Annotated in this window: 23 protein-coding genes and 1 tRNA gene; 14 read left to right on the top strand and 10 right to left on the bottom strand. The window is 68.3% G+C overall.

Features of this window, described 5'->3' with window-relative positions:
- Positions 1-13: 13 nt before the first annotated feature.
- The 9 genes from VAR608DRAFT_RS26115 to VAR608DRAFT_RS26155 all read left to right on the top strand — a co-directional run bounded on the left by VAR608DRAFT_RS26115 (position 14) and on the right by VAR608DRAFT_RS26155 (position 8,552).
- Positions 14-664, top strand: coding sequence for a DNA-3-methyladenine glycosylase family protein (locus tag VAR608DRAFT_RS26115; protein WP_088958982.1), 651 nt, complete (start codon positions 14-16; stop codon positions 662-664).
- 15 nt (positions 665-679) lie between these two features.
- A complete protein-coding gene (locus tag VAR608DRAFT_RS26120) occupies positions 680-1,660 on the top strand; it encodes an acetyl-CoA carboxylase carboxyltransferase subunit alpha (RefSeq protein WP_088956718.1) in 981 nt (326 codons plus the stop codon).
- Positions 1,661-1,699: 39 nt separating this feature from the next.
- Complete coding sequence (gene tilS, locus VAR608DRAFT_RS26125) at positions 1,700-2,650, top strand: tRNA lysidine(34) synthetase TilS (RefSeq protein ID WP_088956719.1); 951 nt, start codon at positions 1,700-1,702, stop codon at positions 2,648-2,650.
- Positions 2,651-2,748: 98 nt separating this feature from the next.
- Complete coding sequence (locus VAR608DRAFT_RS26130) at positions 2,749-4,017, top strand: aspartate kinase (RefSeq protein ID WP_088956720.1); 1,269 nt, start codon at positions 2,749-2,751, stop codon at positions 4,015-4,017.
- Positions 4,018-4,040: 23 nt separating this feature from the next.
- A tRNA-Ser gene (locus VAR608DRAFT_RS26135) sits at positions 4,041-4,133 on the top strand.
- Between the two features lie 239 nt (positions 4,134-4,372).
- Entirely contained in the window at positions 4,373-5,422 is a 1,050-nt protein-coding gene (locus tag VAR608DRAFT_RS26140) for an aromatic ring-hydroxylating dioxygenase subunit alpha (RefSeq protein WP_088956721.1), read from the top strand.
- Positions 5,419-6,384, top strand: coding sequence for a PDR/VanB family oxidoreductase (locus VAR608DRAFT_RS26145; RefSeq protein ID WP_088956722.1), 966 nt, complete (start codon positions 5,419-5,421; stop codon positions 6,382-6,384). Before VAR608DRAFT_RS26140 ends, VAR608DRAFT_RS26145 begins: the two co-directional genes overlap by 4 nt.
- Positions 6,385-6,444: 60 nt before the next feature.
- Positions 6,445-6,912, top strand: a complete 468-nt coding sequence (locus tag VAR608DRAFT_RS26150; protein WP_088956723.1) for a MarR family winged helix-turn-helix transcriptional regulator — start codon at positions 6,445-6,447, stop codon at positions 6,910-6,912.
- Between the two features lie 71 nt (positions 6,913-6,983).
- On the top strand, positions 6,984-8,552 hold the full coding sequence (locus VAR608DRAFT_RS26155) for an acyl-CoA synthetase (protein WP_088956724.1): 1,569 nt from the start codon (positions 6,984-6,986) through the stop codon (positions 8,550-8,552).
- 32 nt (positions 8,553-8,584) lie between these two features.
- Here the strand turns inward: VAR608DRAFT_RS26155 and VAR608DRAFT_RS26160 are convergent, their stop codons facing one another.
- From VAR608DRAFT_RS26160 to VAR608DRAFT_RS26175, 4 genes are all read right to left on the bottom strand, one after another.
- Positions 8,585-9,391 (bottom strand): PPK2 family polyphosphate kinase, encoded by an 807-nt coding sequence (locus VAR608DRAFT_RS26160; protein WP_088956725.1) that lies wholly within the window; start codon positions 9,389-9,391, stop codon positions 8,585-8,587.
- Positions 9,392-9,452: 61 nt separating this feature from the next.
- Positions 9,453-9,875, bottom strand: a complete 423-nt coding sequence (locus VAR608DRAFT_RS26165; protein WP_088956726.1) for an RNA-binding S4 domain-containing protein — start codon at positions 9,873-9,875, stop codon at positions 9,453-9,455.
- Positions 9,876-9,890: 15 nt separating this feature from the next.
- On the bottom strand, positions 9,891-11,306 hold the full coding sequence (locus tag VAR608DRAFT_RS26170) for a sensor histidine kinase (RefSeq protein ID WP_088956727.1): 1,416 nt from the start codon (positions 11,304-11,306) through the stop codon (positions 9,891-9,893).
- Positions 11,303-11,983, bottom strand: a complete 681-nt coding sequence (locus VAR608DRAFT_RS26175) for a response regulator transcription factor (RefSeq protein ID WP_088956728.1) — start codon at positions 11,981-11,983, stop codon at positions 11,303-11,305. The genes VAR608DRAFT_RS26170 and VAR608DRAFT_RS26175 overlap by 4 nt, the downstream gene beginning before the upstream one ends.
- 109 nt (positions 11,984-12,092) lie before the next feature.
- On the opposite strand from VAR608DRAFT_RS26175, the gene VAR608DRAFT_RS26180 reads away from it, so the two are divergent.
- The 3 genes from VAR608DRAFT_RS26180 to VAR608DRAFT_RS26190 all read left to right on the top strand — a co-directional run bounded on the left by VAR608DRAFT_RS26180 (position 12,093) and on the right by VAR608DRAFT_RS26190 (position 15,230).
- Positions 12,093-13,052, top strand: coding sequence for a Bug family tripartite tricarboxylate transporter substrate binding protein (locus VAR608DRAFT_RS26180; protein WP_088956729.1), 960 nt, complete (start codon positions 12,093-12,095; stop codon positions 13,050-13,052).
- A gap of 23 nt (positions 13,053-13,075) precedes the next feature.
- The gene (locus tag VAR608DRAFT_RS26185) at positions 13,076-13,582 is read left to right on the top strand and encodes a tripartite tricarboxylate transporter TctB family protein (RefSeq protein ID WP_088958983.1); all 507 of its coding nucleotides are present in this window, start codon (positions 13,076-13,078) and stop codon (positions 13,580-13,582) included.
- A gap of 142 nt (positions 13,583-13,724) precedes the next feature.
- Complete coding sequence (locus VAR608DRAFT_RS26190) at positions 13,725-15,230, top strand: tripartite tricarboxylate transporter permease (RefSeq protein ID WP_088956730.1); 1,506 nt, start codon at positions 13,725-13,727, stop codon at positions 15,228-15,230.
- A gap of 91 nt (positions 15,231-15,321) precedes the next feature.
- Here VAR608DRAFT_RS26190 and VAR608DRAFT_RS26195 read toward each other — a convergent pair whose 3' ends face one another.
- Positions 15,322-15,768, bottom strand: coding sequence for a hypothetical protein (locus VAR608DRAFT_RS26195; protein ID WP_088956731.1), 447 nt, complete (start codon positions 15,766-15,768; stop codon positions 15,322-15,324).
- A gap of 127 nt (positions 15,769-15,895) precedes the next feature.
- Here VAR608DRAFT_RS26195 and VAR608DRAFT_RS26200 point away from each other — a divergent pair, with 127 nt between their 5' ends.
- Positions 15,896-16,600 carry a Crp/Fnr family transcriptional regulator gene (locus tag VAR608DRAFT_RS26200; RefSeq protein ID WP_088956732.1) on the top strand — a complete coding sequence of 235 codons (705 nt, stop codon included), beginning with the start codon at positions 15,896-15,898 and terminating at the stop codon, positions 16,598-16,600.
- Between the two features lie 3 nt (positions 16,601-16,603).
- Here VAR608DRAFT_RS26200 and VAR608DRAFT_RS26205 read toward each other — a convergent pair whose 3' ends face one another.
- The 5 genes from VAR608DRAFT_RS26205 to VAR608DRAFT_RS26225 all read right to left on the bottom strand — a co-directional run bounded on the left by VAR608DRAFT_RS26205 (position 16,604) and on the right by VAR608DRAFT_RS26225 (position 23,770).
- A complete protein-coding gene (locus VAR608DRAFT_RS26205) occupies positions 16,604-17,029 on the bottom strand; it encodes a hypothetical protein (RefSeq protein WP_088956733.1) in 426 nt (141 codons plus the stop codon).
- Complete coding sequence (locus VAR608DRAFT_RS26210) at positions 17,026-20,157, bottom strand: efflux RND transporter permease subunit (RefSeq protein ID WP_088956734.1); 3,132 nt, start codon at positions 20,155-20,157, stop codon at positions 17,026-17,028. Before VAR608DRAFT_RS26210 ends, VAR608DRAFT_RS26205 begins: the two co-directional genes overlap by 4 nt.
- Complete coding sequence (locus tag VAR608DRAFT_RS26215; RefSeq protein ID WP_088956735.1) at positions 20,154-21,305, bottom strand: efflux RND transporter periplasmic adaptor subunit; 1,152 nt, start codon at positions 21,303-21,305, stop codon at positions 20,154-20,156. The genes VAR608DRAFT_RS26210 and VAR608DRAFT_RS26215 overlap by 4 nt, the downstream gene beginning before the upstream one ends.
- Entirely contained in the window at positions 21,302-22,807 is a 1,506-nt protein-coding gene (locus VAR608DRAFT_RS26220) for an efflux transporter outer membrane subunit (protein WP_088956736.1), read from the bottom strand. Before VAR608DRAFT_RS26220 ends, VAR608DRAFT_RS26215 begins: the two co-directional genes overlap by 4 nt.
- Before the next feature lie 117 nt (positions 22,808-22,924).
- The gene (locus VAR608DRAFT_RS26225; protein WP_088956737.1) at positions 22,925-23,770 is read right to left on the bottom strand and encodes a GIN domain-containing protein; all 846 of its coding nucleotides are present in this window, start codon (positions 23,768-23,770) and stop codon (positions 22,925-22,927) included.
- A gap of 234 nt (positions 23,771-24,004) precedes the next feature.
- Between VAR608DRAFT_RS26225 and VAR608DRAFT_RS26230 the strand changes: the two genes are divergently transcribed.
- Complete coding sequence (locus VAR608DRAFT_RS26230; protein ID WP_172843900.1) at positions 24,005-25,534, top strand: sigma-54 interaction domain-containing protein; 1,530 nt, start codon at positions 24,005-24,007, stop codon at positions 25,532-25,534.
- Positions 25,535-25,621: the final 87 nt, after the last annotated feature.

The raw sequence follows: 25,621 nt of genomic DNA on the forward strand, positions 1-25,621 counted from the left end.
CAGGGCGAAGACGATGCCCCCTGCACAGAAGCCGGCCGTCCTGGTCTTTACGCCCGACTATTGGGAGGAAGCCTGCAAGCACCTGGCCAAGAAAGACCGCGTCATGAAGCGGCTCATTCCCCGTTTCGGCGACGCCTGCCTCGAATCGCGCGGCGACGCGTTCACCACGCTGGCACGCAGCATCGTGGGCCAGCAGATCTCGGTGAAGGCGGCCCAGTCCGTATGGGACCGTTTCGCGAAGCTGCCGCGCAAGATGGCGCCGGCGAGCGTCCTCAGGCTCAAGGTCGACGACATGCGCGCGGCCGGGCTTTCGGTCCGCAAGGTCGAGTACCTCGTCGATCTCGCGCTGCATTTCGACTCGGGCGCGGTCCATGTCGACAAGTGGAAGGACATGTCGGACGAGATGATCATCGAGGAACTCGTCGCGATCCGCGGCATCGGCCGCTGGACGGCCGAGATGTTCCTGATCTTCCACCTGATGCGTCCCAACGTGCTGCCGCTGGACGACCTCGGGCTCATCAACGGCATCAGCCAGAACTATTTTTCGGGTGACCCGGTCAGCCGCAGCGATGCGCGCGAGGTGGCTGTCGCCTGGGCCCCGTACTGCAGCGTGGCGACTTGGTATATTTGGCGATCGCTCGACCCGCTACCGGTCGCATACTGACAACAGGAGAAGACGTTGGCGAAACGAACCTTTCTCGACTTCGAGCAGCCCGTTGCCGAGCTCGAAAGCAAGATCGAAGAGCTGCGCTATGTGCAGACGGAGTCCGCAGTCGATATCTCTGAGGAGATCGATCAACTCGGCAAGAAGAGCCTTCAGCTCACCAAGGAAATCTACAGCGACCTGACGCCCTGGCAGATCACCAAGATCGCGCGGCATCCGGAACGTCCCTACACGCTCGACTACATCAACGAGATCTTCACGGACTTCGTCGAACTGCACGGCGATCGCCACTTTGCCGACGACCTCTCGATCGTCGGCGGTCTCGCGCGATTCAACGGCACGCCTTGCATGGTGCTCGGTCATCAGAAGGGCCGCGACACCAAGGAGCGCACCGCGCGCAACTTCGGCATGAGCAAGCCCGAGGGCTACCGCAAGGCGCTGCGCCTGATGAAGACGGCCGAGAAGTTCAAGCTTCCGGTCTTCACCTTCGTCGATACGCCGGGTGCGTACCCGGGCATCGATGCCGAGGAGCGCGGCCAGTCCGAGGCCATCGGCCGCAACATCTTCGAGATGGCGCAGCTCGAGGTGCCGATCATCGTCACCATCATCGGCGAGGGCGGCTCCGGCGGCGCGCTGGCGATCTCGGTGGGCGACCAGGTGCTGATGCTCCAGTACTCGGTGTACTCCGTGATCAGCCCCGAAGGCTGCGCGTCCATCCTCTGGAAGACCAGCGACAAGGCGCAGGAAGCGGCCGATGCGCTGGGCATCACCGCGCACCGGCTCAAAGCGCTCGGCCTGGTGGACAAGATCGTCAACGAGCCCGTCGGCGGTTCGCACCGCGATCATCGGCAGATGGCCGCCTTCCTCAAGCGTGCGTTGAACGACGCCTTCCGTCAGGTGGGCGACCTGTCGGTCAAGGAACTGCTCGCGCGCCGCTACGACCGGCTCCAGAGCTACGGCCGCTTCGCCGACACCAAGGCCGACAGCGGCAAGTAACGCGCGGCGCGGGCGCGAGCCTGCCGCGCGATCTCTCCCATGGAAAATCCCGCCGACCATGCACTGGCTTCATGGTCGGCGGTTTTGCCATTGGGCGTGGCCTACAGCGGCGGAGCGGATTCGACAGCGCTCCTGCACGCGGCAGCAAGGCGCTGGCCGGGACAGGTCCATGCGCTTCATGTTCACCATGGCCTGCAGCACGCCGCCGATGATTTCGAGGCGCATTGCGCCGCCGCCTGCGCGGCGCTGGAGGTGCCGCTGCACGTCGGGCGTGTCGATGCGCGCCATGCGCCCGGCGAAAGCCCGGAGGACGCGGCGCGGCGTGCGCGTTACGCCACGCTCGCCTCCCTGGCCCTGGGGCACGGACTACAGCACGTCCTCCTCGCGCAGCATGCCGACGATCAGGTCGAGACGCTGCTGATCGCGCTCGGCCGCGGCGCCGGCGTCGACGGCCTGGCCGGCATGCCAGGCCGCATGGAGCGGCATGGCGTGGTGTTCCACCGGCCGCTGCTCGAACTGCACGCCGACGCCTTGCGCGCGTGGATCGCGGCAGCCGGCATTTCCCACATCGACGATCCGAGCAATGCCGACCTGCGCTACACGCGCAACCGCATCCGCCGGCTGGTGCTGCCGGCGCTCGCGCAGGCCCTGCCGCAGTACCGCGAGACCTTCGCGCGCTCGGCGCGCAACGCGGCGCGGGCGTCGAGCCTGCTTTCCGAGGCAGCGGCGGGCGATCTCGCCGAAGCGGGCTCCCCGCCCAGGCTGGCCGCGCTGCGCGCGCTGCCCCGCGAGCGCCTGGCGAATCTCCTGCGCCACTGGCTCAAGAGCGAGCATGGCGTGGTGCCGAGCGAAGCGCAGCTCGAACAGCTTCTGGGCCAGATCGCGGCCTGCAGCACCCGGGGCCATCGGATCCGCATCAAGGTGGCTTCCGGGCGGGTCGAACGCGAAGGCGACACGCTGCGTTGGTACAATGCTTCGCCCTTGCCGTAGCTCGCAGCCTCGCGCTGATCTCGATAGGTGAGCTGAATGGCGAAGGCGCACGAATGCCGGCATTGCGGCATGCGAACTCTTCTCTCTTGACTTCACCCATGGCATTGATCGTTCACAAATACGGCGGCACGTCGATGGGCTCGACCGAGCGCATCCGAAATGTCGCCAAGCGCGTCGCCAAATGGGCTCGCGCCGGCCACCAGATGATCGTGGTCCCGAGTGCCATGAGCGGCGAAACCAATCGCCTGCTCGGGCTCGCCAAGGAACTCGCCTCCGGCACGCCCGACGACGACCACAACCGCGAACTCGACATGCTGGCCTCGACCGGCGAGCAGGCCTCCTCGGCGCTGCTGGCGATCGCCCTCCAGTCCGAAGGTCTTCAGGCGGTCAGCTACGCAGGCTGGCAGGTCCAGGTCAAGACCGACAGTGCCTTCACCAAGGCGCGCATCGAACGCATCGAAGACGAGCGCGTGCGCGCCGACCTCGATGCCGGCAAGGTGGTCGTGATCACCGGCTTCCAGGGCGTCGACGACGCCGGCAACATCACCACGCTCGGCCGTGGCGGCAGCGACACCTCGGCGGTGGCGGTCGCCGCGGCGATGAAGGCGAACGAGTGCCTCATCTACACCGACGTCGACGGCGTCTACACCACCGACCCGCGCGTCGAGCCCGATGCGCGCCGCCTGGCCACCGTGAGCTTCGAGGAAATGCTCGAGATGGCGAGCCTGGGTTCCAAGGTGCTGCAGATCCGCTCGGTCGAATTCGCCGGCAAGTACAAGGTGCCGCTGCGCGTGCTTTCGAGCTTCACGCCGTGGGACATCGACATCAACGAAGAAGCCAAGTCAGGCACGCTGATCACTTTCGAGGAAGACGAAAACATGGAACAAGCCGTCGTATCCGGCATTGCGTTCAATCGCGACGAAGCCAAGATTTCCGTGCTGGGCGTGCCCGACAAGCCGGGCATCGCATACCACATCCTCGGCGCAGTCGCCGATGCGAACATCGAGGTCGATGTGATCATCCAGAACCTGAGCAAGGACGGTCGCACCGACTTCAGCTTCACGGTTCACCGCAACGACTACGCCAAGGCGGTCGATCTGCTCAAGGCCAAGGTGCTGCCCACCCTGGGCGCGGCGGACATCGTCGGCGACACCAAGATCTGCAAGGTCAGCATCGTGGGCATCGGCATGCGCAGCCACGTCGGCGTGGCGAGCAAGATGTTCCGCGTGCTGAGCGAGGAGGGCATCAACATCCAGATGATTTCCACCAGCGAGATCAAGACCTCGGTCGTGATCGACGAGAAATACATGGAATTGGCCGTCCGCGCACTGCATAAAGCCTTCGATCTGGATCAACCCGCCTCCTGAAACTGGCATAATGGCGGGCTTGAGGAACTGTGACCGAGTGGCCGAAGGTGCTCCCCTGCTAAGGGAGTATGGGGTGTAGAGCCTCATCGAGGGTTCGAATCCCTCCGGTTCCGCCAAACAGCAGAAACCCCGTTGATCTCCGGATCAGCGGGGTTTTTTGTTTTGGCCGGCGGCGATCGGTCCGTGTCAGGTCGCAAGCGCTTCAAATCGCCGACTAAGGGTAACTACGGGGTACGGCCGGAAAACTTCATTCAGTACACTTATCGACGACGATTCAGTGTACTGAATCAAGCCGCCGAGAGCACTGAATTTCAGCCCCACGATCCCACTTCGCACTCACCCACGAGGAGCCACCATGTTTCCGAAGAACGCCTGGTACGTCGCCTGTTCGGCCAACGAGATCGACGACAAGCCCCTGGGCCGCAAGATCTGCGGCGAAAGCCTGGTCCTGTATCGCGCGCTCGGCGGCAAGGCCACGGCGCTGGAGGACTTCTGCCCGCACCGCGGCGCGCCGCTGTCGCTGGGCCGCGTGATCGAAGGCAAGCTGGTCTGCGGCTACCACGGCCTCGAAATGGGCTGCGACGGCAAGACCGTCGCCATGCCCGGCCAGCGCGTGCGCGGTTTTCCGGCGATCCGCAACTTCCCGGTGATCGAGCGCTATGGCTTCGTCTGGGTCTGGCCCGGCGATCCGGCGCTGGCCGATGCCGCCAAGCTGCACCATCTCGAGTGGGCCGAGAGCCCCGAGTGGGCCTACGGCGGCGGCCTGTTCCACATCCACTGCGACTACCGCCTGATGGTCGACAACCTGATGGACCTGACGCACGAGACCTACGTGCATTCCACCAGCATCGGCCAGAAGGAAATCGACGAGACGCCGACCACCACCAAGGTGGATGGCGATACGGTGGTCACCAGCCGCTTCATGGAGAACATCTCGGCGCCGCCGTTCTGGCGCATGGCGCTGCGCGGCAACCACCTCGCCGACGACGTGCCGGTGGACCGCTGGCAGATCTGCCGCTTCACGCCGCCGAGCCACGTGATGATCGAGGTCGGCGTCGCGCACGCGGGCAAGGGTGGCTACAACGCCGACCCGGCACACAAGGTGTCGAGCATCGTGGTCGACTTCATCACGCCTGAAACCGAGACCTCGCATTGGTACTTCTGGGGCATGGCGCGCAACTTCCAGCCGCAGGACAAGGCCCTCACGGCAGCCATCCGCGAAGGCCAGGGCAAGATCTTCAGCGAGGACCTCGAGATGCTCGAATCGCAGCAGCGCAACCTGCTTACGCACCCCACGCGCAACCTGCTCAAGCTCAACATCGACTCGGGCGGCGTGCAGTCGCGCCGCGTGCTCGATCGCCTGATGGCGCAGGAAGGCATCGGCACCGAAGCGGTGGTTGTATGAGCTGCGCCGAACTCGAGGTGCGCATCGCGCGCAAGCAGACGGAAGCCGTCGACATCTGCACCTTCGAGCTGGTGCAGGCCGAGGGCCATGCGCTGCCGGCGTTCTCGGCCGGCTCGCACATCGACGTGCACATGCCCGGCGGCGTGACGCGCCAGTACTCGCTGTGCAACGACCCGCGCGAAAGCCATCGCTACCTGATCGGCGTGCTGCGCGACCCGGCATCGCGCGGCGGCTCGAAGACCATGCACGACGCGGTGGAAGAGGGCGCTCTGCTGCGCATCAGCGCACCGAAGAACCACTTCCCGCTCGCGCACGGCGCAACGCGCAGCCTGCTGATCGCGGGCGGCATCGGCGTGACGCCGATCCTGTGCATGGCCGAGCGTCTCGCGCTGACCGGCGGCGCGTTCGAGATGCACTACTGCACGCGCTCGCGCGATCGGACGGCTTTCGTCGAGCGCATTGCGCAGTCGGCCTTCGCGCCGCAGGTGCAGTTCCATTTCGACGACGGTGATGCATCGCAGAAGCTGGCGCTCGATCCGCTGCTGGCCTCGCCGCAGCCGGGCGTTCACCTCTACGTCTGCGGGCCGAAGGGCTTCATGGACTGGGTGCTCGACGCTGCGCGCGCCGCGGGCTGGCCGGCCGACCAGCTCCACTACGAGTTCTTCTCCGCCGAAGTGGCCAAGTCGGATGACGATGCGGCTTTCGAGGTCAAGCTCGCCAGCTCAGGCCGCGTCGTCAAGGTCGAGAAGGACCAGACGGTGGTGCAGGCGCTGGCCGCGATCGGCGTCGAGGTCCAGACCTCCTGCGAGCAGGGCGTCTGCGGCACCTGCCTCACGCGCGTGCTCGAAGGCGAGCCGGACCACAAGGACATGTACCTCACGCCCGAAGAGCAGGCGGCCAATGACCAGTTCACGCCCTGCTGCTCGCGGTCGCGTTCGCCGATGCTGGTTCTTGATCTGTAGCCGCGAGCGGGGCCTGTCCCGCCATCGATAATCGCGGGCTGAATGCCAATCGAATCCGCCATGCAGAGCCAGGAATCCAGCACCGCCGAAATCAGCCTCAACGACCAGCCCGGACACCTGATCCGCCGGGCGCATCAGATCTCGGTGTCGGTCTTCTACGAAACGCTGGGCCGCGAGGTCACGCCGGTCCAGTACGCGGTGATGCGCACCCTGCAGGACAACCCTGGGATCGACCAGGTGACGCTCGCGCAGCAGGTGGCGCTCGACACATCGAGCACCGCCGACATCGCGGTGCGGCTCGAAGGCAAGGGCTGGATCACCCGCAAGCTCCTGGCGCGCGGCCAGCGCGAACTGCGCCTGACCGCCGAGGGCGAAGAACTGCTCGCGAAGATGGTGCCCGGCATGCAGCAGATGCAGAACGCGCTGCTGGGCATGCTCTCGGACAGCGAGCGCGAAGCCTTCCTGCACCTGCTCAGCAAGTTCGTGACCGTCAACAACGAGCGCAGCCGCGCCCCCATGCGCACCTGAGCACCTGAGGCCGGACCTCTGGCGGCGGCGCCGGCTGGGCACTATGCTCGTGCGCCATCAAGGAGACACCGATGCCGCAAGAGACTGCACGCCGCCAGACCCTGGCGGACCTTCTGCGCCGCAGTGCGAGGCGCTATCCCGACAAGCTCGCCATCGCCTGCGGCGAGACGCGCTGGACCTACGCCGAGTTCGACGCGATCTGTTCGCGGGTGGCCGGCGCCCTGGCCCGCCACGGCATCGGCAAGGGCGAGCGGGTGGCGGTCCTCGCGCGCAACTCGCATGCCTTCGCGGCGCTGCGCTTCGCGCTCGCACGCCTCGGTGCGGTGCTGGTGCCGATCAATTTCATGCTGAAGTCGGAGGAGGTGGCCTACATCCTGCGTCACGCCGGTGCGTCCATGCTCGCGACCGACTCCGGCCTCGCTGCCCTGGCGCGCGAAGCCGCGGCGCTCGACACCGCGGTGCGCGACTTCCTCTGGCTGCCGTCCGAGGAGCCCAGCGATGCGGTGCCCGGCATGCTGCGCTTCGATGAGCTCGCACGAAGCGATGCCGAACCGCCGGAGGCCGACCTGCAGAGCACCGACCTCGCGCAGATCGTCTACACCAGCGGCACCGAGTCGACGCCCAAGGGCGCGATGCTCACCCACGATGCGGTGATCGCGCAGTACGTGAGCTGCCTCGTCGACGCCGAGATCACCGGCAGCGACCTGACGCTGCACGCACTGCCGCTCTACCACTGCGCGCAGCTCGACGTCTTCCTCGGCCCGTCGATCTATGCGGGTGCGACCAATGTCATCACCGCCAGGCCGACGCCGGACAACCTGCTGCCGCTGATCGAGAAATTCCGCATCGGCTCGTTCTTCGCACCGCCGACGGTCTGGATCTCGCTGCTGCGCTCGCCGCTGTTCGATGCCACCGACCTGGGCAGCCTGCGCAAGGGCTACTACGGCGCATCGATCATGCCGGTCGAAGTGATGCGCGAGATCATCCGCCGGCTGCCGCAGATGCGGCTCTGGAATCTTTATGGCCAGACCGAGATCGCGCCACTGGCGACGATGCTGGGCCCCGACGACCAGCTGCGCAAGCCCGGTTCTGCCGGACGCGCGGTGCTCAATGTCGAGACGCGCGTGGTCGACGACCTGATGAAGGATGTCGCGGTCGGCGAGATCGGTGAGGTGGTGCACCGCTCGCCGCACCTGATGCTCGGCTACTTCCACGACGACGAGCGCACCCGGGCCGCATTCGACGGCGACTGGTTCCATTCGGGCGACCTCGCGACCACCGACGAGGAGGGCTACATCACCATCGTCGATCGCAAGAAGGACATGATCAAGACCGGCGGCGAGAACGTCGCCAGCCGCGAGGTCGAGGAAATGATCTACCGCATGCCGCAGGTGTCCGAAGTCGCAGTGGTCGGCGTGCCGCATCCGCACTGGGTGGAAGCCGTGGTCGCCATCGTGGTGCCCAAGGCGGGCCAGACGCTCGACGAAGGGCTGGTGCTGGCCCACTGCAGCGAACACCTCGCGGGCTTCAAGACGCCCAAGCGGGTGGTGTTCGCAGAGGCCCTGCCCAAGAACCCCAGCGGCAAGCTGCTCAAGCGCGACCTGCGCAAGGCGCACGCGGGGCTTTTTGGCGGCGCATAGCCGCCAGACGCTGCGGCAGGTTCAGGGGCCGCTCATTGCACGACGAGATGCTCCAGGGCGGGGCTCGACGGCGGCAGGGCGAGCTTCATGTCCTCCAGCGTCTTCACGATCAGGTGCGCGACCATCAGGTTGCGGTGGATCTTGCTGTCGGCCGGCACCACGTGCCACGGTGCATAGGCGGTCGAGGTGGCCGCGAGCGCCTTCTCGTACGCTTGCTCGTAGTCCGGCCATTTCTTGCGCACCGAGAGGTCGTCCATCTGGAACTTCCAGTGCTTGTCCGGCTGGTCGATGCGCGCCTGCAGCCGCTTGCGCTGCTCTTCCCGGCTGATGTGCAGCATGCACTTGATGACCACGGTGCCGGTTTCGGTCAGCAGGCGCTCGAAATCGTTGATCTGCGCGTAGCGGCGCTGGGTCTCGGCCTTGTCGATGAATCCTTCGACCACCGGAACCAGCACGTCCTCGTAGTGGCTGCGGTTCCAGATCGCGATGTCGCCGGTCGGCGGCACGGCCGCGTGGCAGCGCCAGAGGAAGTCGTGCGCGCGTTCGTCCTCGCTGGGCACCTTGAAGGCCTTCACGCGAACGCCGAGCGGGGAGGTGCGCGAGAAGACCCAGCGGATCGTGCCGTCCTTGCCGCTGGTATCCAGCCCCTGCAGCACCAGCAGCAGCTTGCGCCGGCCCTCGGCATGCAGCTTGTTCTGCAGATCGTCGAGGCGAACCGCGAGTTGTTCGAGCTCCTGCCGCTGCGCGTCCTCGGTGCCGGTCAGAAATGGGGTGTCGGCGGGATCGATGCTCGCGAGCTTGAACTTGCCGGTGACGCAGTACTTCTTGAAGCTGGCCATGGGGTCGGACTCCTTTTCGCAAAAGCCGCAGGGTACGCCAAGCGGCAGGGTCCGGCCGGTTTCACTCGTCATCGTCGAGCGAGGCGCTCCAGCGGTTGTCCCAGTTGCCGCGACGCGCATGCTCCAGCTCGCGCCGGTCGCGCTTGGTCGGCCGGCCCTGCTCGATGCTGAGCGCGGGCTCGCTGCCCAGGCGGCGCTGCTCCCGCACGGCGGCCTGCGCCGCGAGGCTTTCCTGCGTCTCTTCGTAGAGCTGCTGCGCGACCGGCGCCGGGCCGCGCTGAGCGCTGAGCCCGCGCACCAGCACCTCGCGCGTGAACGGGCCGAGCCGCAGCGTGACCTTGTCGCCCGCTTTCACCTCGCGCGAGGCCTTGGCGACCTCGCCGTTCACCTGCACGCGGTGCTTGCCGATCTCGTCCGCGGCGAGCGAGCGCGTCTTGTAGAAGCGCGCGGCCCAGAGCCATTTGTCGATGCGTAGGCGATCCATTGAGCGGTCCATGAATCAGGGATTGTCGCGCGCCAGCGGCAGATGGACGACGGCATCGAGCCCGATCACCTGTCCGCCGGATTCCCGGTTTTCGAGCGCGATGGTGCCGCCGAGCGCCAGCACGATCTCGCGGCAGATCGCGAGGCCGAGTCCGGAGCCGCTCGCCACGTCGCCCGCCGCGAAGGGGGCGAACAGGCGCTGGCGCAACTCGTCGGATATCCCCGGGCCCTGGTCGCTCACCGTCAGGATCGCCGACTCCGCTTCGGCCGCGATGCGCACGACCAGCGCGCCCCCGACAGGGCTGTGCTTGATCGCGTTGTGCAGCAGGTTGCGCGACAGCTCCTGCAGCATCCACCGGTGCGCGCGTACCGGCACCGGCGCGGGCGCGGCGGAGAGCTCGAAATCGAGCGCCTTGTCCGCCACCAGAGGAGAAAGGTCGAGTGCGACGTCGCGCACGCACTCGGCGAGGTCCAGCGTCACCGACTCGGGCTGCTGGCGCAGCTGCTCGACCTTCGCGAGCGACAGCATCTGGTTGGCGAGCAGGGTGGCGCGCTCGACCGTCTGGCTGATCTCCTGGAGCGCCTGCCCGGCCGGCACGTCGCCGCGGCGCGCAGATTGCACCTGCGCCTTGAGCACCGCGAGCGGCGTGCGCAACTGGTGCGCGCTGTCGCGTACGAAGCGCTTCTGGTGATCGAGCAGGCGCTGCAGCCGCCCCATGACGCGCGTGGTCGCGTCGATCAGCGGCGCGAGCTCGCGCGGCGCGTCGGGCGCGTCGATGGGCGACAGGTCGTCGGCGGCGCGTGCCTCGATCGCCTCGCCGAGCTCCCGCACCGGCCGGGTCGCGCGCTGCACCACCACCACCGTGACCGCCGCGATCACCGAGATCAGCACCAGTTGCTGCCATAGCGTATCGATGAGCAGCTTGCGCGCGAGCGTCTCGCGCAGCTCCAGCGTTTCGGCCACCTGCACCACCGCCATGCCGAGCCCGTGCGGGCTGGCGACCGGCTGCAGCAGCACCGCGACGCGCACCGGCATGCCGCGGAATTCGGTGTCGTAGAAATCCACCAGCGCCGCATAGGGTGGCCGGTCGGGCAGCTTGCCGTGCCAGAGGGGGAAGTCCTCGAAGCCGGAGACGAGGTCGCCGTTCAGGGCCGAGACGCGGTAGAACATGCGGCTCTGGTTGTCGGCCTCGAAGGCCTCGAGCGCGGCGTAGGGGACGATGGCGCGCAGCGCCGCGTGCTCGTCGTAGCCGTCCACGTCGAGTTCCTCGCCGATGGTCTTGGCCGAGGCGAGCAGGGTGCGGTCATAGGCGGTGGTCGCGGCCGCGAGGCTCTGGCGGTGGAGGCTCACGCTGTTGATGACGATGAACAGCGCGATCGGCGCCAGGATGCCGATGAGCAGCCTTGCGCGCAGCGAGGACACCGGCTTCATTTTTCTTCGCGCAGCAGGTAGCCGAGGCCGCGCAGCGTGATCAGCGTGACGCCGGTGGCGGCGAGCTTCTTGCGCAGGCGGTAGACCACGACTTCGATCGCTTCGTACTGCACGTCCATTTCGCCGGGGAAGACCAGCTCGAACAGGCGCTCCTTCGAGACCGCATGGCCGGGCTTGACCATCAGCGCCTTCAAGAGCGCGAGCTCGCGCGGCGTGAGTTCGAGCACTTCCGCGCGGTGGTAGATCGCGCCGTTCTCGGGGTCGTAGCGCAGGCCGCCGACTTCCGGCAGCCGGGGCGGCGAATCGGCGCCCGCGTTCTGGCTGCGGCGGTGCAGGGCGCGGATGCGCGCCTCGAGCTCGTCGAGGTCGAAAGGCTTGGGCAGGTAATCGTCGGCGCCGGCATTGAGGCCCATGATGCGGTCGCCGACCGTGCCGCGCGCGGTCAGCAGCAACACCGGCGTGCGCAGCCCGGCGGCGCGGGCCTGGGCCAACACCTGCAGGCCGTCGAGGTTCGGAAGACTCAGGTCGAGCGCCACCACGTCGGGTTCGAGCGAGCGCCATTGCGCGATCGCCTGGGCGCCGTCCCCGCACACCCGGACGTCGATCTGGCGGCGGCCGAAGCTGCGCTGCAGCGTGGTTTGCATCGACGGGTCGTCTTCGACTAGCAGCAGCTTCATGCCGGGATTTTCGGTGTTTACCCCAGTCTGCCGGACAGCCAACTGACAGCAGGGCGGCGCATCATACCGGCGTCAGCTTCTACTCAGGTTCAAACAAAAGGAGACATCGATGCGCCGAGACACGTTTCTGAAATCCATGGCCGCGCTGGCGGCCACCGGTGCCTTGCCGCTCGCGGCATGGGCCGGCGCCAACATCAAGATGATGATCCCCGCCAACCCGGGCGGCGGCTGGGACACCACCGGGCGTGCGCTCGGCAAGGCCCTGACCGACGGCAAGCTGGCCGACACGGTCACCTTCGACAACAAGGGCGGCGCGGCCGGCGCGCTCGGCCTGGCGCAGTTCGTCAACGGCTCCAAGGGCGATCCCAACGCGATGATGATCATGGGCGCCGTGATGCTCGGCGGCATCATCACCGGCAAGCCGCCGGTCTCGCTCTCGCAGGCCACGCCGATCGCGCGCCTGACGAGCGAATACAACGTCTTCGTGCTGCCGGCCAACTCGCCGCACAAGAGCATGAAGGACGTGATCGACCAGCTCAGGAAGGACCCGGGCAGCGTGAAGTGGGGCGGCGGCTCGCGCGGCTCCACCGAGCACATCGCGGCGGCGATGATCGCGCAGAAGGTCGGTGTCGATCCGGCCAAGATCAACTACGTCGCCTTCCGCGGCGGCGGCGAGGCCACGGCGGCCATCCTCGGCGGCAACGTCACGGTGGGCGGCAGCGGCTTCAGCGAGTTCGCCGAATACATCAACGCCGGCAAGATGAAGCCGATCGCCGTCACTTCGGCAGAGCGCCTGTCGGGCGTGAACGTGCCGACGCTCAAGGAGCAGGGCATCGACGTCGAGATCGGCAACTGGCGCGGCGTGTACGGCGCGCCGGGCATCACGCCGGAGCAGCGCAAGGCGCTGACCGACCTGGTGCTGGCCGCGGTCAAGACGCCGGCCTGGGCCGAAGCCGTGAAGAAGAACGACTGGACGCCGGCGGTGCTTTCGGGCGACGCCTTCGCCAAGTTCGTGGACGACGAGTTCGCAAGCCTGCGCGCCACCATGGTCAAGTCGGGAATGGTCTGACCGTGCAGGCCGAACTGACCTCCATGCCGCCGCCTGCGAACTGGCCCCAGACGCTGGTCGGCGTCGGGGTCCTGGCGAGCGGCCTCGCGCTCGCGTGGGGCGCGATCGACATTTCCTCCGAGGCCGGCTACAGCGGCGTCGGCCCCAACTTCCTGCCCTGGCTGGTCTCGGTTGCGCTCACGGTGTGCGGCGCGTGGATCCTCTGGGAGGCTCGCACCGGCGGCTTCCGCGAGATGGAGGAGTCGGACTCGGCGCCGCCGTATTGGACCGGCTTCATCTGGGTCTCGGCGGGGCTGCTGCTCAATGCCGGGCTCATCACGAGCATCGGCTTCGTGCTGAGCTGCGCGCTGTGCTACCTGCTCGCGGTGCAGGGCCTGCGCCGCGCAGGCGGCCAGGCGATCGCGAATTCGCCGCGTGCGTGGCTGATCGACGCCGTGACCGGACTCATCATCTCCGCGCCGGTGTACTGGACCTTCACGAAGTTCCTGGCGATCAACCTCCCGGGCCTCACGGCGACCGGCTGGATCTGAAGTGATGACGCTCTCCCCCAGCCTCGCCCACTTCGTGTGGCTCTGCACCCCCTCGCCGGGGGCAACCTCAGCGGCCCGGCAGAGCCGGTTCCGCGAGGTCCCCCGCCTGGGTCCGGTGTGTTGAAGCGTTTGGATTGCTCATATGGAAATTCTTAGTGCTCTTTTGCACGGCTTCGCGCTCGCGATCACGCCGGCGAATCTCCTGTGGTGCCTGGTGGGCTGCGCGCTCGGCACGGCGGTCGGCGTGCTGCCCGGCATCGGGCCGGCGGTCGCCGTCGCGATGCTGCTGCCGATCACCGGCAAGGTCGACGTCACGGCGTCGATGATCTTCTTCTCGGGCATCTACTACGGCGCCATGTATGGCGGCTCGACCACCTCCATCCTGCTCAACACGCCCGGCGAAACCGCCAGCATGGTGACCGCGATGGAAGGCAACAAGATGGCCAAGAGCGGCCGCGCGGGCGCGGCGCTGGCGACGGCGGCCATCGGCTCGTTCGTGGCCGCCACCATCGCCACCGTGATCGTCACGCTGTTCGCGCCGTTCGTGGCCGACTTCGCGGTCCGGCTCGGCCCGCCGGAGTACTTCCTGCTGATGCTGCTGGCCTTCACCACCGTGAGCGCGGTGCTCGGCAAGAGCACGCTGCGCGGCATGACGGCGCTGTTCATCGGCCTCGCGGCCGGATGCATCGGGCTCGACCAGATCTCGGGGCAGGGCCGCTACACCGGCGGCATCCCCGAACTGCTCGACGGCATCGAAATCGTGCTGGTGGCGGTCGGCCTGTTCGCGGTGGCCGAGGTGCTCTACGCGGTGCTGTACGAGGGCCGCGTCGTCGAAGGGCAGAACAAGCTCAGCCGTGTGCACATGACGGCGCGCGACTGGAAGCGGTCGATCCCGGCGTGGCTGCGCGGCACTGCGATCGGCACGCCCTTCGGCTGCATTCCGGCCGGCGGCACCGAGATCCCGACCTTCCTGAGCTATGCGACCGAGCGCAAGCTGGCAAAGGACCCGCAAGCCCGCGCCGAATTCGGCACCAGGGGGGCGATCGAAGGCGTGGCCGGCCCCGAGGCCGCGAACAACGCGACGGTGACCGCGGCGCTCATTCCGCTGCTCACGCTCGGCATCCCGACGTCGAATACGACTGCGATCCTGCTCGGCGCGTTCCAGAACTACGGCATCCAGCCCGGTCCGCAGCTCTTTGCCACCTCGGCCGCGCTGGTGTGGGCGCTGATCGCCTCGCTCTACATCGGCAACGTGATGCTGCTGGTGCTGAACCTGCCGATGGTGGGCCTGTGGGTCAAGCTGCTCAAGATCCCGAAGCCGCAGCTCTACGCGGGCATCCTGATCTTCGCGACGGTCGGCGCCTACGGCATGCGGCAGAGCGCGTTCGATCTGTTCCTGCTCTATGCCATCGGCGTGCTGGGCGTGGTCATGCGGCGCTTCGACTTCCCGACCGCGCCGGTCGTGGTGGGCATGATCCTCGGGCCGCTCGCCGAAGCGCAACTGCGCAACGCGATGTCGATCGGGGAGGGCAGCGCGAGCGTGTTCTTCCAGCGCCCGATGTCGATCGCGCTGGTCGTCGTGATCCTGGCCGTGCTGGTGCTGCCGCGGGTGGCCAGGCGCATGGGCGCGAAGCCGCAGCTGGCCTGATTCCGCCGTCGCCGCCGCTCGATTGAAAAAACGCCGCGGACCGCCCGGGCGGTTCCGCGGCGATGGCGACGCACCTGCTTGTAGGGCGGCCTTATTCAGCCGACGATCCGCGGCCGAACCGTGCCATGCTCATCGAGCGCGTGCTCTGGGCGCGCTGCACCTCGGCCATGAACTCCGGGCCGCTGCGCATGCGCTGATAGGCCGCCATCTGCTGGCGGAATTCGGCGCTCGTCGGATCGAAGCCGTCGCGGTTCGCGACCTGGCTCATGCCCGAGCGGATCCACAGGCTCGTGTCGGCGGCGACTTCGGCGCGGCTTGTCGCGCCCGTCGCCGGGTCGGCGGGACCGACGCGGTATTCCGCCGGTGCGCTCGCGAAGCTCATGCGGCTCGCGCTCAGGTCCGCCGCCACTTCGGCGCGGCTGAGGTGGCTCGCGGCCGGAATCGGCGCACCGACCCACTGCTCGGCCGGCACGGTCTGGGCGGACACGGCGCCGGCAAGCGCAAGTGCGGAGATGCCGAGAAGTAGTTTTGCGTTCATGATGAAATCTCCTTGAAGCCTTGATGTGTGACTGCGGGAATCGCTGGATCACGAAGCCGTACTGTGGCGTCGGCGGGCCTTTGGCGCTGTGCGTTTGCGCACAGGTTTTCTCAACTGTTTCACGCACATGACGATCCAGCGTTCCAGCCTGGCCCTCAAGCACATTGCGCTGCTGGAGGGCCTGTCGCAATCCCGTTTCGATCGACTGGCCCAGCGCTGCCAGTGGCAGAGCGTTGCCGCCGGTGCACCGCTGCTCTTGCGATCCGAGGAGAAAAGCGATGTCTACTTCCTCGTCTCGGGCCAGTTGCGCGTGACCACCTATTCGGCCAACGGACGGCAGATCACCTTTCGCGACCTGAACGAAGGCGACCATCTCGGCGAGATCGCGGCCATCGACGGCCGGCCGCGCTCCGCCGATGTGTTGACCCTCAAACCCAGCGTGGTGGCGAGCCTGGATCGCCTCGCGTTCCTCGAACTGCTGCGTGAAGAACCGATGGTGGCCGAGCGCGTGATGCAGAGCCTCGCTTCGCTCGTGAGGCAGTTGTCCGAGCGCGTGATCGACCTGAGCACGATGGGGGTGCAGAACCGGGTCCATGCCGAGTTGCTGCGGCTGGCGCACGAGGTGGGCGTCAGCGAGAACCGCGCGCGGCTGGACCCCGCACCGACGCACGCCGAGCTCGCCAGCCGGGTCAGCACCAATCGCGAGCAGGTCACGCGCGAACTCAATGCGCTTTCGCGCGCGGGCGTTCTTGCGAAAGACGGCAAGGCGCTGGTCGTGCTGGATGTGCGGCGCCTTGCCGCGATGCTGGCGGAGGTGCGGGGCTTTCCCTGAAACTCAGCGCTGCGGCGGGGCCGGCACCACCACGGTGGACCGGCCGTCGGGCGTGGTGACCGTCGTCGTGCCGGCCGGCGCGGGCGTGCCCTGCGGCGTCACGACGGTAGAGCGGCGATCGCCCGAGCGGACCGTCGCCGTGCTGCCGGGCACCGGCGCGCCTTCGGGCTTGACCACGGTGGAGCGCCGATCCCGCGTGCGCGTCGTGACGTTGCCCGCCGGACCGCCGCGCGCGCGGTCCAGCGCGGCGCCGGCGTCGCGGATGCAGGCATCGCGTTCGGGCCGGGGCAGCGCGCCGCTGTTGCACTTCGCGACCTGGGCGTCGAACTGCCGCTGGGCCTGCGCCAGATCGGGCGCCTGTGCAAGCGCAGCCGACGAGATGCCGAAGAAGGCGCCGGAAACCGCCACACGCTGAAGGATGCTGATCACGGTGTACCCCTGTCGTTCGACGATGGCGCGAGTCTATCGCCAGCTTCATGGCCGTGGCCGACGTGCACCGCACCACGAATGCGCTTGACCGTCCGGCGGATCCATTGCTGGACGTCGTCGACATAGGTGAACACCGCCGGCACCACCAGCAGGCTCAGCACGGTGGAGGTGATGAGTCCGCCGATCACCGCCATGGCCATCGGCGCGCGGAAGCTCGAATCCGCCGCGCTCCAGCCGAAGGCGATCGGCGTCATGCCCGCGCCCATCGCGAGCGTGGTCATGATGATCGGCCGCGCCCGCTTGTGGCAGGCATCGCGCAGCGCGTCCCAGCGGCTCATGCCATGGTCGCGGCGCGCGACGATCGCGTATTCGACCAGCAGGATGGAGTTCTTCGTCGCGATGCCCATCAGCATGATGAGCCCGATCAGCGAGGGCATCGAGAGCGCCTTCTGCCCGATCAGGAGCCCGACGAAGGCGCCGCCGAGCGCGAGCGGCAGCGCGCAGAGGATCGTGACCGGATGCAGGAAGTCCTTGAACAGCAGCACCAGCACGATGTAGATGCACAGCACGCCGGTCAGCATCGCGAGGCCGAAGCTGTTGAACAGCTCGGTCATGACTTCCGCATCGCCCACCTCGGCGACCCGCACGCCGGGCGGCAGGCTGCGGATCGAGGGCAGCTTCATCGCTGCATCCTTCGCGTCGCCGAGGCCGACGCCGGAGAGCTCGATCTCGAAGTTGACATTGCGCGAGCGGTCGTAGCGGTCGATCACCGCCGGGCCGCCCTCGATCGACAGCCTGGCGACCTGGCCCAGCATCACCGGCCCGCGCGCGCCGGGCACCGCGAGGCGCTCGAGCAGCGAGAGATCCTGTCGCGCCGAGTCCTCGAGCTTGACCACGATCGGCACCTGCCGCTGCGCGAGGTTGAGCTTGGGCAGGTTCTGGTCGTAGTCGCCCAGCGTGGCGACGCGCAGCGTGTCGGCGATGGCCGAGCTGGTCACGCCGAGATCGGCCGCGCGCGCGAAGTCGGGCCGCACCGCGATCTCGGGGCGGATCAGGCTCGCGGTCGAGGTGATGTTGCCAAGGCCCGGGATGGTGCGCAGGTCGCGCTCCACCGCGCGCGCGGCGGCGGTCAGCGCATTGGGGTCGTCGCCGGAGAGCGCGAGGATGTATTTCTCGCCCGAGCCGCCGAGGCCCACCGTGCTGCGCACGCCGGGCAGGGTCTCGAGCGCGGCGCGGATGTTCTTCTCGATCACCTGCTTGCGCGGCCGGTCGCCACGCGGTTCGAGCTGGGTCGTGAGCGTGGCCTTGCGCGTCTCGGGCGTGCCGAAGTTCGCGAACGGATCGCCGCCTGCGCTGCCGCCCCCGACGGTGGTGTAGACGCTGCGCACGTGCTCGATCGCCATCACGCGCCGTCGCGTTTCCTCCGCCATCGCGGTGGTCTGCGCGAGCGTCGCACCGGGAGCGAGCGAGATGTACACCTGCGTCTGCGAGTTGTCGTCCGGCGGGATGAAGCCGGTCTTGAGCAGCGGGATCATCGCCACCGAGCCGAAGAAGAAGAGGGTGGCCAGGACCATGGTCGCGAGGCGGTGCCTGAGGCACCAACCGGCCATGCGCATGTAGGTCGCGAGCCAGCGCGGCTCCCTGTGGTCGTCCAGGAGCGGCTTGAGGATGTAGGCCGCCATCATCGGCGTGAGCATCCGCGCCACCACCAGCGAGGCGAACACCGCGAGCGAGGCGGTCCAGCCGAACTGCTTGAAGAACTTGCCGGCCACGCCGCTCATGAAGGCGGTCGGCAGGAACACCGCGATCAAGGTGAAGGTGGTCGCGATCACCGCGAGGCCGATCTCGTCGGCCGCCTCCATCGCGGCCTGGTACGGCGTCTTGCCCATGCGCAGGTGGCGCACGATGTTCTCGACCTCGACGATCGCGTCGTCCACCAGGATGCCGACCACCAGCGACAGCGCGAGCAGCGTCACCACGTTGATCGAGAAGCCCAGCAGGTACATGCCCACGAAAGCCGGGATCACCGACATCGGCAGCGCGACCGCCGACACGAAGGTGGCGCGCCAGTCGCGCAGAAACAGCCACACCACCACCACCGCGAGGATGGCGCCTTCGTACAGCAGGTGCAGCGATCCCTGGTATTCCTCGCGCACCGGCTCGACGAAGTTGAAGGCCTCGGTCAGGCGGATGTCGGGACGCTCGGCGCGCAACTGCTGCAGCACCTTCTGCACCGCATCGCCCACCTCGACCTCGCTCGCGCCGCGGCTGCGCGCGACCTCGAAGCCGACCACCGGCTTGCCGTCGAGGAAGGCGGCGGCACGCGGCTCTGCGATGGTGTCGCTGATGCGCGCCACCTGGTCGAGCCGGATGCGCCGGCCGTCCGACAGCGGGATCTGGATGTCGGCAATCTCGTTTGCCGAACGCACCGTGGCGAGCGTGCGCACCGGCTGCTCGCTGCCGCCCACGTCGGTGCGGCCGCCGGCGCTCTCGATCTGCTGCTGCCGCAGCTGGCGCGAGATGTCGGCCGCGGTCGCGCCGAGTGCCTGCAGCTTGCCCGGATCGAGATCGACGTGCACCTGGCGCGCAACCCCGCCCACGCGATTCACCGCGCCCACGCCGCTGATCGCGAGCAGGCGGCGCGTCACGTCGTTGTCGACGAACCACGAGAGCTCCTGGTCGTCCATGCGCGACGACGAGATCGTGAACGCCAGCACCGGCTGCGCCGCGAAGTCGAGCTTGGTGATGACCGGATCGCGCAGGTCCGCCGGCAGGTCCGCGCGCACCCGCTGCACCGCCGAGCGGACGTCGTCGACCGCTTCCTGCACCGGCTTTTCGAGGCGGAACTCGACGATCAGCGTCACCGCGCCGTCCTGCACCTTGGTCGCGATGTGCTTGAGGCCCTGCACGGTGGCGATCGAGTTCTCGATCTTGCGCGCGACGTCGTTCTCGAGCTGCGACGGCGACGCCCCCGGCAGCGACGCCGACACGGTGACCGTCGGCAGGTCGATGTCGGGGAAGTTCTGCACCTTCATCGCGTTGAAGGACAGCAGCCCCGCAAAGGTGAGCAGCACGAACAGCATCACCGCCGGGATCGGGTTGCGGATGGACCAGGCCGAGACGTTCACTTGGCGGCTCCATTCGCCGGATTGGCGGGCAGCGCGTCCACCACCCGCACCAGATCGCCATCGTTGAGGAAGCCGGCGCCCTGCACGACCACGCGCGCGTCGGGCGGCAGCGGGGTGGTGATCTCGACGCGGTCGGCGACGCGGCGGCCGGTCTCGATGCGCAGCATCGACACGCGGCTGTCGGGCTGCATCAGCAGCAGATGATTGAAGCCGTCGCGCGGCACCACCGAGGCCAGCGGCACCGTGACCGCGTGGCTGCGGCCGAGCATGAAATCGCCACGCGCGAACATGCCGGCCTTGATGCCGGTGTTCTGCTGCACGTCGGGGATGTCGACGTAGATCAGCGCCGCGCGCGTCTGCGGGTCCACCGTGGGCGCGACGCTGCGCACCTTGCCGTCGACCGTCGCGCCGGTCGCGCTCACCACCACGGCGGGCGTGCCCACCGTGATGCGCCCGAGGTCGGCGGACATGATCTCCGCGCGCCATTCGAGCCGGCCCTGGCGGATCAGGCGGAACAGCTCGGTGCCGGCCGAGACCACGCTGCCCACCGTCGCGGTGCGCGAGGAGATCACGCCGTCATCCGGCGCCACCACCTTGGTGTTGCGGCCGCGCACCTGTTGCGCCGCCAGCACCGCTTCGGCCGCTTCGACGCGCGCCTTGGCGGTCTGCTCGGCGGTCGTGTACTGGTTGATCTGCTGCTGGCTCATCGCGCCGGTCGCCTGCAGCGTGCGGGCACGCGCTGCCGTGCCGGCGGCGTCGGCGGCGGTCGCGCGCGCCTCGGCCAGCGAGGCCCTGGCCTGCGCCACGTCGGCATCCACCGAATCGCCCGAGAACACCGCGAGCACCTGGCCCTTCCTGACTGCATCCCCGACATTCACCCGCACCTCGGCGAGCCGCAGCCCGTTGGCCTCGGAGCCGACGCTGGCTTCCTGCCACGCCGCGACGTTGCCGTTGGCCGAGAGCGTGACGTTGAGCTCGCTGGTCTCCGGCCTGGCGACGGTGACGGTCAGCGTGGGCCGGGCCGTCGATGCGGCTGGCTTTCGCTCGCCGCCGGACTTGCCGCGCGCGAGCCAGAAGCCCGCGCCGGCGAGAACCAGCACGACCAATGCGATGACGATGAGGGTGGAACGCTTCTTCATTCTTTTCATGGTGAGGACGGCGCGGCCGCCGGGGCCGTCGTGGCGATCGATTCGGGCCGCGTCCAGCCGCCGCCCATGGCGCGATAGAGCGCGACCCAGGCCTCGGCGCGCTCGCGCTGCAGCGACACGCGCGAGGTCTGCGAGGCGAACAGCGTGCGCCGCGCACTCTCCAGGTCGAACAGGCTCGCGAGGCCGGTGCCGAAACGCGCCTGCGTGGCATCGAAGGAGGCCTGGTAGTTGTTCACGGCGGTGTCGGCGTCTTCGGCGCGCTCGTCGGTGCTGCGCAGATTGATCAGCGCTTCCTCGACCTCGCGCACCGCCTGCCGCACGCTCGCGCGGTAGAGCGCGACCGCTTCGTCGTAGCGCACCTTGGCCGCGGCCTCGTTGGCCGCCAGCGTGCCGCCGTCGAAGATCGGCAGGTTGAGCGCGAGCGGTCCGATGGTCCAGGTGTCGAAGGTCTCGCGGAAGCCGCCGGTGCGCACCTGCACCGTGGCGATCGAGCCCTGCAGCGTCAGCCGCGGAAAGCGCTGCGCGAGCGCCGCGCCGGCGTCGGCGCTCGCCGCCGCCACGCCGAGTTCGGCCGCGTACACATCGGGCCGCTGCGCGAGTGCCTCGGCCGGCACGCTGTGCACCGCCTGCACGGCCGGCAGCGCGACGTCGATCGGTGCGGCCTCCAGCCTGGCGCGGAGCACCGGCGCCTCGATGCCCGTCAGGGACACCAGCGCCTGTTCGAGCAGCGCGCACTGCGCACGCTGCTGCGTGAGCCGCCCCGACGCCTCGGCGGCGCTGGCACGCGCGAGCGCCGCGTCGGCCGGCGCGGTGAAGCCGGCGCGCATCGACAGGTCGGTGAGCCGCGCCGTTTCGGCGCGCGATTGCGCATCGGAGGTCGAGACCACGAGTTGCCGGCGGCAGGCTCGCTCGTCGAGGTAGGTGTTCGCGGTCTCGGCCGCGACCGACACCCGCGCGTCATGCCACCTGGCGTCCGCGCCGGCGAGCCGCGCCTGGCTCGCGTCGCGGTTCGCGCGCAGGCCGCCGAACAGGTCGATCTCCCAGCTCGACTGCAGACCCGCTTGACCGGTCGTGAGGATCGGCAGGCTGGTGCTCAAGCCAGTGGTGCCGGAGGTCGAGGTGCCGGTGAAGCCGGAGGTCGGCGAATTGCCGCGGCTGGCCGCCAATTGCCCGTTGAGATTGGGGATCAGTGCCGCCCCGGCCGCCACGCGCGTGGCCCGCGCTTCGGCGATGCGCGCGCCGGCGCTCGCGACCGTCGGGCTCACGGACTCGGCGGCGAAGATGAGGTCGACCAGCAGCGGATCATGCAACTGCTCCCACCACTGGCCGAGCGTCGGCAGCGAGCCGCCGTGGGGCAGCGGGGCGGTGGAGGCGGGGAGCGGATTGCTCCATGTCGGCGGCATCGGGGCGTCGGCCTTCTCGGGCGGACGCGGGACGGCGCAGGCCGAAAGCAGCAGCAGTGAGACGACGAGCGAAAGCGTCGGAAGCCGGGTGGTCCTCATGCGTTCGAGGTTCCGAAAAAAGGGGCGCGTCGTCCAGCGGCCGGATGGGCCGCCGCGGCGCCTTGTGGAGGCTGGTGGGCCCTGTCAGGGGCGGAGCATAGCAAGGCCAAATGTCCATTAGCTCGGTGAGCCCGTGCCATCGGGCATTCGGATCTTGCCGCTGCCCCAGACATGGCTCCTGAGGCGCGCCGGATGGCTGAGCAAGACGATATCGCCGCTGCCTTCGATCGACAGGTCGGCCTCCTCGCCGGGCGCCAGCGTCACGTCGCCCGAGCCGGCGAGCGTGACGGTCGCGCGCTCGGGTTCGAGCAGGCTCAGGTCGATGTCGCCCGAGCCCAGCAGGTGGGCGCTGAGCTCCTGCACGCGCCCGGCGGCCTTGATGTCGCCGCTGCCGTCGAGCTCGAGGTTCAACGCCGCTTGAGACAGATGGAGCAGGCGCAGGTCGCCGTGGCTTTTCACGTGCCAGGTCTCGATCGCCGGGCTTTCGAGATCGAGGCGCAGGTGGTTGTTGTGGAACAGCCGCCACTTGAAGCGGCCTTTGAACTGCTCGCTTTCGAGTCGCACATGCTCCACCAGCCATGCGGGCCCGTGCAGGGTCGCGCGAGGGTGATCGGCGGGCCGCCATGACACGTCGACGGGCAGCCCGATGGTCATGCGCGAACCCGGGGTCCATGCGATCTGCCGCTCGACGACCGTGTTGTCGCCGTGCGACCGACGGCCGGGATCGAGCAGGCGCTTGGCAGCGCTCAGCAGCCCGTGCTCTTCCTGGCGCAGATCGGCAACGTGTTCCTGCCCCAGCCAGGCGGGATCTCCCAGCGCGGCCGCGGTGGCTTCCTCGGAGCGGCCAAGGGCCGTGGATTCGTCGAAATGCGCGCCGTAGTCCGCGAGGATTTCGTCGATTTCGGCGGGTGTGAGGCCCTGCAGGGCGGCGCGGATCTTGCGCAGGAATTCTTCCTTGTTCATGAGCTTGCTCCAACGATGGCGTTGACTTGAGTTGATGAATTGATGCCACGCCTGCCGCTGTTCGGCAAGCCGGGCGCGTCCTGCCTCGGTGAGCCGGTAGTACTTGCGCGGCGGGAGGGGGGCGCAGAGGTGATGGCCGGCTATCCTATGAACGAAGGTAGCTGCCGGGACTCAGAAAAGTCTGGTTTTGCCTGTCGCCGATGGGCCTCGGAGCGCCGCGCTACGATCCCGCCCATGCCGCCCGCCACTGCCGCTCCACCCGCTCTGCCGCTCGACGCCGACAGCATCCTCGCGCTCGCCGCGCGCTCGATGTTCCATCTGTTCTCGAGCATCAGCCAGGGGATGTTCCTGGTCGATCGCACCGGGCGGATCGTGTGGGTCAACGAGGGCTACCGGCGTTTTCTGCCGGCGCTGGGTTTCTCGTCGATCGACCAGTTCCTCGGCCATATGGTCGAGGATGTGATCCCCAACACGCAGATGCGCCGCGTGCTCGAAACCGGCGAGCCGATCCTGGTCGACCTGCTGACGAACAAGGCGGGGACGTTCGTGGTGAGCCGGATTCCGCTGCGCGAGGAAGGCGAGGGCGCCGCGCCGGGCAAGGTGATCGGCGCGATCGGCATCGTGCTGTTCGACCACCCGGAAACGACGCTGCAGCCCCTGATCAGCAAGTTCGCGCTGCTCCAGCGCGACCTCGAAGACGCGCGGCGCGAGCTGGCGAGCCAGCGCAACAACCCGCTCTACCAGCAGTCGGCGGACGGGCAGCGGCGGTCCAAATACACCTTCGCGAGCTTCATCGGCAGCAGTCCCGCCGCGGTGGAGGTCAAGCGCCATGCGCGGCGCGCGGCGCAATCGTCGAGTCCGGTGCTGCTGCTCGGCGAAACCGGCACCGGCAAGGAACTGCTCGCGCACGCGATCCACGCGGCTTCGGCGCGGGCGCAGGGCCTTTTCGTCAGCGTGAACATCGCGGCCGTGCCCGACACGCTGCTCGAAGCCGAGTTCTTCGGCGTTGCGCCCGGCGCGTTCACCGGCGCGGACCGCAAGGCGCGCGAAGGCAAGTTCAAGCTGGCGGACGGCGGCACGCTGTTCCTCGATGAAATCGGCGACATGCCGCTGGGCCTGCAGGCCAAGCTGCTGCGCGCGTTGCAGGAAGGCGAGATCGAGCCGCTGGGTTCGAACAAGCTGGTGCCGTTCGATGCCCGCGTGATCGCGGCCACTTCACGCGATCTGGCGGCGCTGGTGCGCGAAGGGCGCTTCCGCGAGGACCTGTACTACCGCCTCAACGTGCTGCCGGTGCGCGTGCCGCCGCTGCGCGAGCGCCGCGGCGACATCCCCGCGCTGGTGGAAGCCTTGGCTGAAGACATGGCGCTGCGCAGCGGCGAGGCGCCACCCGAACTGACGCCCGATGCTCTCGCGCTGCTCGCGGCGCAGCACTGGCGCGGCAACATCCGCGAGCTGCGCAACGTGCTGGAGCAGGTGACCATGCGCAGCGATTCGCAGCGCATCGATGCGGCGCAGCTCGAACGCATCCTGCGCGAAGCCGGGCAGGAGAACATCGCGCCGCCGACCCGTGTCCAGGCCGAGCCCGCCACCGAGGCGGAGGAGCGCGCCTTGCTGCTGCGGCCGCTCGCGCAGCAGGTCGCCGAACTGGAACGCAAGGCAATCGCCGCCGCGATGGCCGAGACCGGCGGCAACAAGCTCGCGACCTCGCGGCTGCTCGGGATCTCGCGCGCGACACTCTATGAACGTCTGGAAAACCCTGACTGAAGATCATGCAATTGTCTGAATTGAAGACATGCGATTTGTCTTGAATTCGGTCGTTCCGAGTGAAAGCCAAGGGAAAGTCCCCTGTTT

The sequence above is a fragment of the Variovorax sp. HW608 genome (assembly GCF_900090195.1).
Classification (GTDB): Bacteria; Pseudomonadota; Gammaproteobacteria; order Burkholderiales; family Burkholderiaceae_C; genus Variovorax.